The organism is Goodfellowiella coeruleoviolacea, assembly GCF_024171785.1.
GTDB classification, from domain to species: Bacteria; Actinomycetota; Actinomycetes; order Mycobacteriales; family Pseudonocardiaceae; genus Goodfellowiella; species Goodfellowiella coeruleoviolacea.
In genome coordinates this window covers 300,321-311,908 of the sequence record NZ_JAMTCK010000004.1, presented here as the reverse complement: position 1 = coordinate 311,908, position 11,588 = coordinate 300,321, and the positions used below count along the sequence as shown (strand labels likewise).

Sequence of the window (11,588 nt, the reverse complement as noted above, 5' to 3'; positions counted from 1 at the left end):
CCGCACTCGGGGCTGTGTTCGGGGCTGGGCAAGACGCCGCTTCGGGGGCTGGGCGTGGAGTTGTGCCGGCGGTGGTGTCGAGGGGCTGTACCCAGGAGTTGCGCCGCTGGTTGACGTGAGCGGGCGGCGGGCGACGTAATCGGTTGCCTTGGGAAATGAATGATGGGTGTGGTCCCGTTGGCTGCTGTTCCGACTGCAGCCAAGACTTCCGCATATGCAGGTCCGGTCGATCCCGGGTTGCCCTTCTGCCGTCAAGTCGCAGGGATAGAACACCCGTTCGAGTGATGAAAAGGGTGGGTGGGCTGCCTAACCTGGACATATGCAGGGGGAAACCGGGGGGCTGCTCGACACCATCGTCGAGTACACCAAAATGATCAACATCATCGAGGGGCTACGCATACAAGCCCTCGCCGAATACAAACACACCCACGAACAGCCGGAGTTCGCCGCCGCCGAACTCGCCGTGGCCGCACGCTGGACCCAACACCACACCAACGCACAACTGTCCTTGGCGACGGACCTGGTCACCCGGTTGCCGGCCACTCTGGCGGCGTTGCAGGCGGGGACGATCGACACCTACAAGGCCAAGATCCTGTCCGAACTCACCCTGCCCCTCGATCCCGAGCAGACCCGGCAGGTGGAGGCCGAGATCCTGGCCAGGGCGGCCGAGCAGAACAGCGCCACCCTGCGCCGCCGCACCCGCGAGGCCGTCCAGCGCATCGACCCTGAGGGCGCGGAGCGGCGGCACCGCCACTGTGCCCAGGACCGGGCGGTGCGGTTGCGGACCTGCGACAACGGCATGGCCGAACTGTCCGCCTACCTGCCCGCCCACCTCGCGTTGGCCGTCTACGACCGGATCAGCACCGCCGCCTGCCAGGCCCGCACGCCCGACGACCAGCGCACCGCCGACCAGCGGCGGGCGGACGCGTTCGTGGACCTGTGCCTGGGCGAGGCCGGCTACCAGGCGCAGATCCAGGTGACCGTGGCGGCCAGCACCCTGCTCGGCGTGGACGACCAGCCCGGTGAGCTGGCCGGATACGGGCCGATCCCCGCCAGCGTGGCACGCGAGATCGCCGCGGAGGGCACCTGGCGGCGCCTGCTCACCGACCCGGTGAAGGACACCCTGCTCGACTACGGCCGCCGGACCTACCGGCCACCCGCCGCGTTGGCCGACTTCGTGCGGGCCCGGGACAAGACCTGCCGGTTCCCGGGCTGCCTTCGCCCGGCCAACAAGTCAGACCTCGATCATCACGTGCCGTTTCCGCACGGTGGCACCTCAGCGCACAATCTGACCACGTTGTGTCGGCACCATCATCGGGTCAAGCACAGTGGCCGGTGGCAGTCCAAGCGCCGCGACGACGGCACGGTGATCTGGACCAGTCCGAGTGGCCGACAGTATTCCCGGGAACCCGAACGGATTATCGGCAGTCAACCGGTAGCCGCCAACGATTCCCCACCACCCTTCTAAGTAAATCTCTGCGAAATGACGGCAGAAGGGTGCGCGACTACGGAACCGGCGGCCAACGCCGGCAAGTCTGGGATGCGGTCGGAACAGCAGCCAACCGGACCACAATTCCAATCATTTCCCGCAAGCCGACCGCCCCCAAAAAACCCGTGTTCGCGCGCCTGCCCATCGGGCCCACGGCCAGGCCAAACCAGGTCAGATCAGGCCAGATCAGATCAGGTGAGGCGGCGGACCACGGCGTCGGCGAGCAGTCGGCCCCGGGGAGTGAGCACGCAGCGGCCGGCCTCGGCCAGTTCGGCCGGCTCCAACAGGCCGTCGTCGGCGGCCAGTCGGGCCTGGGCGGCACCAGCCGCGTCCAGCGCGGTCAGCGGCAGCCCCTCGGCCAGTCTGATCTCCAGCAGCACCCGCTCCACGGCCTGGTCGGCCGGCGACAGGGTCTCCCGGCCAGCCGCGGGCGAGAGCCCCTGGGCGAGCAGCGCGGTGTACCGGGCCGGGTGCTTCACGTTCCACCAGCGCACGCCGCCCACGTGGCTGTGCGCTCCCGGGCCCGCTCCCCACCAGTCACCACCCAGCCAGTAGCCCAGGTTGTGCCGGCACCGCGAGCGCGCCGACCGGGCCCAGTTGGACACCTCGTACCAGGTCAGCCCGTGGGCGGAGAGCACGCCGTCGATCATCTCGTAGCAGTCGGCCAGGTAGTCGTCGTCCGGCTCGGGCAGTTCGCCCCGGCGGATGCGGCGGGCCAGCGCGGTGCCCTCCTCCACGATCAGCGCGTACGCGGACACGTGGTCCACCCCGGCGGCGAGCACCGCGTCCAGCGAGTCGCGCAGGTCGGTCAGGCGCTCCCCGGGTGTCCCGTAGATCAGGTCCAGGTTGACGTGGTCGAACCCGGCCGCCAGCGCCTCGCGCGCCGCCGCCTGCGGGCGGCCGGGCGTGTGCGTGCGGTCCAGCACGGCGAGCACGTGTGGCGCGGCCGACTGCATGCCCAGCGAGACCCGGGTGTAGCCGGCGGCGCGCAGGCCGGCGAAGAACTCCGGCGAGGTGGACTCCGGGTTGGCCTCGGTGGTCACCTCGGCGTCGGCGGCCAGGCCGAACGAGGCGCGCACCGCGTCCAGCACCTTGGCCAGCCCGTCCGCGCCGAGCAGGGACGGGGTGCCGCCGCCGACGAACACGGTGTCGGCCGGTGGCGGATCGCCCAGCACGCGCGCGGCCAGGTCCAGCTCCTGTCCGAGCCCGGCCAGCCAGGACGACGGGGAGGCTGGCGCGCCGGTCTGGTCAGCGGCTGACCTGGTCAGTTCACCGAAGGTGTAGGTGTTGAAGTCGCAGTAGCCGCACCGGGTGGCGCAGAACGGGACGTGCACGTACACCCCGAACGGTCGGGTGCCCAGCCCGTGCAGGGCTGAGGGCGGCAGCGCCCCGTCCGGGGGCGCGGGGTCACCGGTGGGAAGTACGGATGGCACCCCTCCAGTTTCACACGCGCGGCCGGGTGCTCCCGGTCGCGTTCGATCTGGCGGGCGCGGCATTGTCCCTGGTGATCACCGATGTTAGCGAGCAGATCCCAGTATTCGGATGACGGTGGACCACCTCATGGGCCCGTGGCACCCTTGCGGACATGTCTGCGACCGAAGTTCATCTCGTGGCCCGCCGCCACGTGGACTTCCGTCGTGTCTCCAGCGCGATGTGCCGGCGCGCGTCCTAGCCCCGCCGCCGCGTTTTCTCGTCGAGCCGGTGCCGGGCGCGCTGGCCGACCATCTTCCCGGATCGGACCGCGCACCGGTGCCCAGATCCCCGGAGGATGGACCATGGTTCCACCACCAGTCACCCCCAAGCGTGCGCAACAGCGCCGGGGTGAGGGGCAGTGGGCGCTCGGCTATCGGGAACCACTCAACGCCAACGAGCGCAGCAAGAAGGACGACAACCCGCTGAACGTGCGGGCGCGGATCGAGAACATCTACGCCCACCGCGGCTTCGACTCCATCGACCCGGGCGACCTGCGCGGCCGGTTCCGCTGGTACGGCCTGTACACGCAGCGCCGGCCGGGTATCGACGGCGGCCGCACGGCCGTGCTGGAGCCCGAGGAACTCGACGACTCGTACTTCATGCTGCGGGTGCGCGTCGACGGTGGCCGGCTGACCACCGAGCAGCTGCGGGTGATCGGGGAGATCTCCCAGACCTACGCCCGCAACACCGCGGACCTGACCGACCGGCAGAACATCCAGCTGCACTGGGTGCGCATCGAGGACGTGCCGACGATCTGGGAGAAGCTGGAGGCCGTCGGGCTGAGCACCACCGAGGCGTGCGGCGACTGCCCCCGGGTGGTGCTGGGTTCCCCGGTGGCCGGCATCGACGTGGACGAGATCGTCGACGGCACACCGGCCATCGAGGAGATCGCCCGCCGCTACATCGGCGCGCCCGAGTTCGCCAACCTGCCGCGCAAGTACAAGACCGCGATCTCCGGTTCACCCAACTGGGATGTGGAGCCGGAGATCAACGACATCTCCTTCGTCGGGGTGGTGCACCCCGAGCACGGCCCCGGGTTCGACCTGTTCGTCGGTGGCGGCCTGTCCACCAACCCGAAGCTGGCGGTGCGGTTGGGCGCGTGGGTGCCGCTGGCCGAGGTGCCCGAGGTGTGGGCCGGGGTGACCGCGGTGTTCCGCGACTACGGCTACCGCAGGCTGCGGCACCGGGCCCGGTTGAAGTTCCTGGTCGCCGACTGGGGCGCGGAGCGGTTCCGCGAGGTGCTGGAGACCGAGTACCTGCACCGGAAGCTGGTGGACGGGCCGGCCGCCACGCCGCCGGACGGGCCGCGCGACCACGTGGGCGTGCACCGGCAGGCCGACGGCAACTACTTCGTCGGCGCCAAGCCGATCGCCGGCCGGGTGTCCGGTTCGATCCTGGTGGACGTGGCCAAGGCCGCCGAGCGGGTGGGGTCCCGGCGGGTGCGGACCACGGTGCAGCAGAACCTGATCGTGCTGGACGTGCCCGAGTCCGAACTGGCCGGGCTGCGCGAGGAACTGGCCGGCATCGGTTTGCAGACCGACCCGTCGCCGTGGCGGCGCGGGGTGATGGCGTGCACCGGGATCGAGTTCTGCAAGCTGGCCATCGTCGAGACCAAGGCGCGGGCGATCAGCCTGGTCAACGAGTTGGAGCGGCGGCTGGCCGACGTGCAGGACCAGGTGGACCAGCCGATCTCGGTGAACCTCAACGGCTGCCCGAACGCGTGCGCCCGCACCCAGGTCGCCGACATCGGGCTCAAGGGCCAGATCGTCACCAACGACGCGGGCGAGCAGGTCGAGGGGTTCCAGGTGCACCTGGGCGGTGGCCTGGCCGTTGACGCGGGTTTCGGCCGCAAGCTGCGCGGTCTCAAGGTCACCGCCGCCGAACTGCCGGACTACGTGGAGCGGTTGGCCCGCCGGTTCCTCGCGCAGCGCACCGAGGGTGAGCGGTTCGCCCAGTGGGTGGCCAGGGCGCAGGAGGCTGATCTGAAGTGAGTGAGCGGGCCGTTCCCTTCTACTGCCCCTACTGCGGTGACGAGGACCTCCGGCCGCGGGCCGAACCGCACGGCGCGTGGCTGTGCTCGTCCTGCCGCCGGGTGTTCTCGGTGAAGCTGGTTGGTCTTGCCCTGACGGAGGTGACCGATGAGTCAACGCTCGGGTGAACCGTCCCCGGTGGCCGCCCCCGCTGTCTCGGCAGCGGCCGTGGCGACGGCCGGTCGGACGCGGGAGGAGCTGAGGGCCCTCGCCGAGTCAGCGGCGGTGGAGCTGGCCGAGGCCAGTGCCGAGGAAGCGCTGGCCTGGACCGAGCAGACCTTCGGCGACTCGTGGATCGTGGCTTCGAACATGCAGGACGCGGTGCTGATCGACCTGGCGGTCAAGGTCCGCCCGGACGTGGACGTGCTGTTCCTGGAGACCGGCTACCACTTCGCCGAGACCATCGGCACCCGGGACGCGGTGGCCACGGTCTACCCGCGGGTGCGCATCGTGAACGCGCTGCCCGACCAGACCGTGGCCGAGCAGGACGCGGCCGAGGGGCCGCGGCTGCACGAGCGCGATCCGGACCGCTGCTGCTTCCTGCGCAAGGTGGTGCCGCTGCGCCGCACCCTGGCCGGGTATGCCGCCTGGGTCACCGGGGTGCGCCGGGTGGACGCGCCGACCAGGGCCAACACCCCGATCGTGCAGTGGGACGAGCGCAACGGCCTGGTGAAGGTCAACCCGATCGCGGCGTGGAGCGACGAGCGGTTCAACGACTACATCCACACGCACGGCGTGCTGGAGAACCCTCTGGTGGCCGCGGGCTACCCGTCGATCGGCTGTGCGCCGTGCACGGCCAAGCCGCTGCCCGGGGCGGACGCGCGCAGTGGCCGGTGGGCCGGGCGGGGGAAGACCGAATGCGGCCTGCACGGGTAGCCGGCTGGGCAGTCGAGGCGCTGGTAACCGAGGAGATCCGATGACCACCACGATCCCCGACAACCTCCAGGCACTGGAATCCGAGGCGGTGCACATCTTCCGCGAGGTCGCCGGTGAGTTCGACCGACCGGTGATCCTGTTCTCCGGCGGCAAGGACTCCACGGTGCTGGTGCACCTGGCGCTCAAGGCGTTCTGGCCGGCGCCGATCCCGTTCCCGCTGCTGCACGTGGACACCGGGCACAACTTCCCCGAGGTGATCGACTTCCGGGACAACCTGGTGGCCGAGCACGGGTTGCGCCTGGTGGTGGCCAGGGTGGAGGACTGGATCGCGGACGGCCGGCTGGCCGAGCGGCCGGACGGCACGCGCAACCCGCTGCAGACGGTGCCGCTGCTGGACACCATCACCGAGCACCGGTTCGACGCGGTGTTCGGCGGCGGCCGGCGCGACGAGGAGCGGGCCCGCGCCAAGGAGCGGATCTTCAGCCTGCGCAACGCGTTCGGCCAGTGGGAGCCGCGCCGGCAGCGGCCGGAGCTGTGGAACCTCTACAACGGCCGGCACCGCCCGGGTGAGCACGTGCGGGTGTTCCCGCTGTCCAACTGGACCGAGTTGGACGTGTGGCACTACATCGCCAGGGAGAACATCGCCCTGCCCGACATCTACTACGCGCACGAGCGTGAGGTGTTCCGCCGCGACGGCATGTGGCTGACCTCGGGTCCGTGGGGCGGTCCGCGCGAGGACGAGCCGGTGGAGCGCCGGGTGGTGCGCTACCGCACGGTGGGTGACGGGTCGTGCACCGGCGCGGTGGAGTCGACCGCGACCGAGGTCGCCGAGGTGATCGCGGAGGTGGCCGCGAGCCGGCTCACCGAACGCGGCGCGACCAGGGCTGACGACCGGCTGTCCGAGGCCGCCATGGAGGACCGCAAGCGGGAGGGCTACTTCTGACATGGAGTCCACCAGTTCCACATCTCAGACACCCGGGGAACCCGAGACACCCGGGGGAACCCAGCTGCTGCGCCTGGCCACCGCCGGCAGCGTGGACGACGGCAAGTCCACTCTGGTGGGTCGGCTGCTCTACGACACCAAGTCGGTGCTGGCCGACCAGCTCGACGCGGTGCACCGGGCCAGCGTGGACCGCGGACTGTCCACACCGGACTTGTCGCTGCTGGTGGACGGGCTGCGCTCCGAGCGGGAGCAGGGCATCACCATCGACGTGGCCTACCGGTACTTCGCCACGCCCCGCCGCAGCTTCGTGCTCGCCGACACCCCCGGGCACGTCCAGTACACCCGCAACACGGTGACCGGCGCGTCCACCGCGCAGCTCGCGGTCCTGCTGGTGGACGCGCGCAAGGGCGTGGTCGAGCAGACCCGGCGGCACGCGGCGGTGTTGGCGCTGCTGGGGGTGCCCCGGCTGGTGCTCGCGGTCAACAAGATCGACCTGGTCGGCTACGACCAGTCGGTGTTCGCCAGGATCGCCAAGGAGTTCACCGCGCACGCCACCGCGCTCGGCTACACCGAGGCCGACCTGCTCACCGTGCCGGTGTCCGCGCTGGTCGGCGACAACGTGGTGGAGCGGTCCGCGCACACCCCCTGGTACGCCGGGCCCACGCTGCTGGAGCACCTGGAGACGGTTCCGGTGGAGGCGGATCCGCACGACGCGCCGCTGCGCTTCCCGGTGCAGTACGTGATCCGGCCGCGCACCGCGGCGTACCCGGACTACCGGGGCTATGCCGGTCAGGTGGCGGCCGGGTCGGTGGCGCCGGGTGCGGAGGTGGTGGTGCTGCCCGCGGGGCTGCGCACCCGGGTGGCCCGGATCGACACCCCGGACGGCGAGTTGGCCGAGGCGGTGGCCGGCCGGTCGGTGACCCTGGTGCTGGCCGACGAGCTGGACATCTCCCGGGGCGATCTGATCGCCGCCGCGGACCGGCCGCCCCGGCTGGCCGACGACTTCGACGCCACCGTGTGCTGGCTGGCGGACCGGCCGCTGCGGGCCGGCGCGCGGGTGCTGGTCAAGCACGGGGCCCGCACCGTGCCGGCGATCATCGGTGAACTGTCCTCCCGGTTCGACGAGCAGAATCTGTCCAGTGTGGACGGTCCGGACCAGTTGGCGCTCAACGACATCGGCCGGGTTCGGGTGCGCACGGCCGAGCCGCTGCCGATCGACGACTACCGCAGCAGCCGGCGCACGGGCGCGTTCCTGGTGATCGACCAGGCCGACGGCACCACGTTGGCGGCCGGTCTGGTCGGCGCGCCCCTGCCGGTGTTGGAGACCGGCGTGGCCCGGCCGGCGGCGTCCGCCGACCCCGAGCTGCCCTCGGACGAGCGCGCCCTGGTCTCGCCAGGGCCGTGAGTGTGTGACAACCCCTCAGTTGGTGTGCGTAGAGAGGCCCCCACCGTGAGAGCCACGCGTAGGACCCGTTTGTTGGTCACGGCCCTGGCCGGCATCGCCCTGTTCACCTCGATGACCGCGTGTTCCCGTGCGGACGGCGGCGACCAGGGCGCCCCGCCCGGCCAGGACCAGGGGCCAGCGGCCGAGCTGCGCCTCGGCTTCTTCCCGAACGTCACGCACGCCCCCGCGCTGATCGGTGTGCACAACGGGTTCTTCGCCAAGGAGCTGGGCTCGACCAAGCTCACCACGCAGACCTTCAACGCCGGCCCGGACGAGATCAACGCGCTGTTCGGCGAGTCGCTGGACATCGGGTTCATCGGGTCGGGCCCGGCCATCAACGGGTTCACCAAGTCCAACGGCGAGGCGGTCCGGCTGGTGGCCGGCGCGGTGTCCGGGGGCGCGCAACTGGTGGTGCGGCCGGACATCACCAGCCCGCAGCAGCTGGTGGGCAGGACGATCGCCAGCCCGCAGCTGGGCAACACCCAGGACGTGGCGTTGAAGAAGTGGCTGGCCGGCCAGCACCTCACCGTCGGCGACGGCCCCGACCAGGTGCACGTCACCAACCTGGACAACCCCAAGACGCTGGACGCGTTCCGCAACGGCGAGGTGGACGGCGGGTGGCTGCCCGAGCCGTGGGCGTCCCGCCTGGTGCTGGACGCGGGCGCGAGCGTGCTGGTGGACGAGGCGAGCCTGTGGCCGGAGGGCAGGTTCCCGACCACCGTGGTGATCGTGCGGACCAAGTTCCTCCAGGAGCACCCGCAGACCGTGCGGGACTTCCTCAAGGGTGAGCTGGCCGCGATCGAGTGGGCCAAGGCCAACCCGGCCGAGGCGAGGACCGCGGTCAACGAGGCCCTGTCCCAGCTGGCCGGCAGCACGCTCAGCGACCCCGTGCTGGAGCGGGCTTTCGCGGGCGTCACGCTCACGCCCGACCCGCTGGCCGGCCAGTTCCCCCAGCTGGCCGAGGACTCGGTGACCGCCGGCGTGGTGACCAGCAAGGCCGACCTGCACGGTTTCGTCAACCTCGGTCCGCTCAACGAGGCGTTGGCGGCGAACGGGCAGCCCGCGGTGGACGCCGCCGGGCTCGACACGAAGTGACTCGATCCACGGGGCGTCGCGAGCCGGAGATCCGGCTTCCCACGCGCGCCTGAACTGCCAGTTCCAGTTCGAGGAAGGTAGTCCGCGATGACCGCCACACTTGCCGTTCCCCCGCTGGCCACCAGTCAGGACAGTGCCGTTGAGCTAGTTGGTGTGCGCAAGACATTCGGTCGTGGTCCCGCCGCCGTCACCGCGTTGGACGGGGTGGACCTGCGGGTGGGCGCGGGTGAGTTCGTGTGTCTGCTCGGCGCGTCCGGCTGCGGCAAGAGCACGCTGCTCAACCTGGTCGCCGACCTGGACCAGCCCAGCGCCGGCCGGATCGTCCGGCACACCGCGCGGCCGGCGGTGATGTTCCAGGAGGCGGCGTTGATGCCGTGGCTGACCGCAGCCCGCAACGTGGAGCTGCCGCTGCGGCTGGCCGGTCTGCGGCGTTCCGAGCGCCGGGTGGTGGCCGGTGAGCTGCTGGAGCTGGTGCGGTTGGGCGGTCTGGGCGACAAGCGGCCGCACGAGTTGTCCGGCGGCATGCGCCAGCGGGTGGCCCTGGCCAGGGCGCTGGCCTCGGCCGGTGACCTGAGCGGCGTCGGTGCTGGTGCTGGTGCCGGTGCTGGTGCCGCGGCGCCCGCGCCGGCGCTGCTGCTGATGGACGAGCCGTTCGCCGCGCTGGACGCGATCACCAGGGACGTGCTGCAGGCCGAGCTGCTGCGCGTGTGGCGGGCCACCAACACGGCGGTGCTGTTCGTCACCCACGACGTGCGGGAGGCGGTGCGGCTGGGCCAGCGCGTGGTGCTGCTGTCCTCCCGGCCGGGCCGGGTGGTGCGCGAGTGGGACACCCGGCAGGCCGGTGCCGACCTGGTCACCGGGTCGGGCGAGCACGCCGCCGAGGTGATCGAGGAGATCACCAGCCGACTGCGGGAGGTGATCAGCAGCCATGCCGCAGCCTGACGTCCCCCCGGGATCCACCGCCAGCGAAGTGGAACTCGGCCGCTCCACTCCGGAACCTCAGGGTTCCACCGGTGCCACCGGTGCGGCGGACACCGCTGGCGGGGCCGAGCCAGCCGGCGGCACCAGGACCGCCACGGCCACCGGAACGGCCGGGGCCGACCTGTCCGACCTGTCGGCGGTGGGCGCGGGTCTGGACGCGCTGGACGCGCCGCAGCGGGACAGCGGGCGGGGTGTCCGGCGGGTGCTGACCGCGGCGCTGCCGCCGGTGGTGGCGGTCGTGCTGCTGGTCGCGGTGTGGCAGGTGCTGTGGGCGGCGGCGCTGTGGCCGGAGTACAAACTGCCCGCGCCACTGGACGTGTGGACCAGCTTCTGGAGCCGGGTGCGGGACGGCGAGGTCGTCGGCATCCTGTGGACCTCGGTGCACCGGGCCGTGCTCGGGTTTTTGGCCGGCGTGCTGATCGGCACGCCACTGGGCCTGCTGGTGGCCAAGGTTCGGGTGGTGCGGGCGGCGCTCGGGCCGATCCTGACCGGCCTGCAGAACCTGCCGTCGGTGGCCTGGGTGCCGGCGGCCGTGCTGTGGTTCGGCCTCAACGACGCCGCCATCTACTTCGTGGTGCTGCTCGGCTCGGTGCCGTCCATCACCAACGGGCTGGTCTCCGGCATCGACCAGATCCCGCCGATCCTGCCGCGCGTGGGCCGGGCACTGGGGGCCGGTCGACTCGCCTCGGCCAGGCACATCCTGCTGCCGGCCGCCCTGCCCGGCTACCTGGCCGGCCTCAAGCAGGGCTGGGCGTTCTCCTGGCGGTCGCTGATGGCCGCCGAACTGATCGCCACCTCACCGCGGCTGGGCGTCGGCCTCGGCACGTTCCTCAACCAGGGCCAGTCGTTCAACGACATGCCCACGGTGATCGCGGCGATCTTCCTGATCCTGCTCGTCGGCGTCGGCATCGAACTGCTGGCGTTCCGGCCGCTGGAGCGCGCGGTGCTGCGTGCCCGCGGCCTGACCGGCGCACTGGGCTGAGCCCACCGGATTCCCGGAGACCTTCCTTCCCGAGGCCTTCCCCGGGGTCTTCCCGAGGCCTTCCCCGGGGTCTTCCCGAGGCCTTCCCGGAAACCTTCCCGTACACCTTCCTGGGATCTTCCCGGGACCGACCGGACTGGCGGGCGTCGGCGCCCGGCAACGCCCGCCAGTGCCCGGTCCACCCATTCGCGGGCAACCGCGCCGCCCGGATCGGGGCGTGCGCACACCCATCGGTCGGCAGCCGCGCTGGCCCGTTCCTGGCCCGCCGCGCCCGC

11 protein-coding genes are annotated in these 11,588 nt (G+C 71.6%); 10 read left to right on the top strand and 1 reads right to left on the bottom strand.

Annotated elements, in window-relative coordinates:
- The first annotated feature begins 319 nt into the window (after positions 1–319).
- Entirely contained in the window at positions 320–1,468 is a 1,149-nt protein-coding gene (locus LX83_RS10190; RefSeq protein WP_253769721.1) for an HNH endonuclease signature motif containing protein, read from the top strand.
- Positions 1,469–1,680: 212 nt separating this feature from the next.
- On the opposite strand, the gene hemW is transcribed toward LX83_RS10190, so the two are convergent.
- Positions 1,681–2,922, bottom strand: a complete 1,242-nt coding sequence (gene hemW, locus LX83_RS10185; protein ID WP_253769719.1) for a radical SAM family heme chaperone HemW — start codon at positions 2,920–2,922, stop codon at positions 1,681–1,683.
- A 152-nt stretch (positions 2,923–3,074) separates the two neighbouring features.
- Between hemW and LX83_RS38645 the strand changes: the two genes are divergently transcribed.
- From LX83_RS38645 to LX83_RS10145, 9 genes are all read left to right on the top strand, one after another.
- Entirely contained in the window at positions 3,075–3,161 is an 87-nt protein-coding gene (locus LX83_RS38645; RefSeq protein WP_407649525.1) for a putative leader peptide, read from the top strand.
- 103 nt (positions 3,162–3,264) lie between these two features.
- On the top strand, positions 3,265–4,953 hold the full coding sequence (locus tag LX83_RS10180) for a nitrite/sulfite reductase (protein WP_253769717.1): 1,689 nt from the start codon (positions 3,265–3,267) through the stop codon (positions 4,951–4,953).
- A complete protein-coding gene (locus LX83_RS10175; protein ID WP_253769715.1) occupies positions 4,950–5,120 on the top strand; it encodes an Insertion element protein in 171 nt (56 codons plus the stop codon). Before LX83_RS10180 ends, LX83_RS10175 begins: the two co-directional genes overlap by 4 nt.
- 40 nt (positions 5,121–5,160) lie before the next feature.
- Positions 5,161–5,868 carry a phosphoadenylyl-sulfate reductase gene (locus LX83_RS10170; protein ID WP_253770160.1) on the top strand — a complete coding sequence of 236 codons (708 nt, stop codon included), beginning with the start codon at positions 5,161–5,163 and terminating at the stop codon, positions 5,866–5,868.
- Between the two features lie 40 nt (positions 5,869–5,908).
- On the top strand, positions 5,909–6,811 hold the full coding sequence (gene cysD, locus LX83_RS10165; RefSeq protein WP_253769713.1) for a sulfate adenylyltransferase subunit CysD: 903 nt from the start codon (positions 5,909–5,911) through the stop codon (positions 6,809–6,811).
- Position 6,812: 1 nt separating this feature from the next.
- Positions 6,813–8,216 carry a sulfate adenylyltransferase subunit 1 gene (locus tag LX83_RS10160; protein ID WP_253769712.1) on the top strand — a complete coding sequence of 468 codons (1,404 nt, stop codon included), beginning with the start codon at positions 6,813–6,815 and terminating at the stop codon, positions 8,214–8,216.
- A gap of 45 nt (positions 8,217–8,261) precedes the next feature.
- Positions 8,262–9,350, top strand: a complete 1,089-nt coding sequence (locus LX83_RS10155) for an ABC transporter substrate-binding protein (RefSeq protein WP_253769710.1) — start codon at positions 8,262–8,264, stop codon at positions 9,348–9,350.
- Positions 9,351–9,437: 87 nt separating this feature from the next.
- Positions 9,438–10,292: an ABC transporter ATP-binding protein gene (locus LX83_RS10150; protein ID WP_253769708.1), complete on the top strand. Its 855-nt coding sequence runs from the start codon at positions 9,438–9,440 to the stop codon at positions 10,290–10,292.
- Positions 10,279–11,313 carry an ABC transporter permease gene (locus tag LX83_RS10145; RefSeq protein WP_253769706.1) on the top strand — a complete coding sequence of 345 codons (1,035 nt, stop codon included), beginning with the start codon at positions 10,279–10,281 and terminating at the stop codon, positions 11,311–11,313. Before LX83_RS10150 ends, LX83_RS10145 begins: the two co-directional genes overlap by 14 nt.
- Positions 11,314–11,588 lie beyond the last annotated feature (275 nt).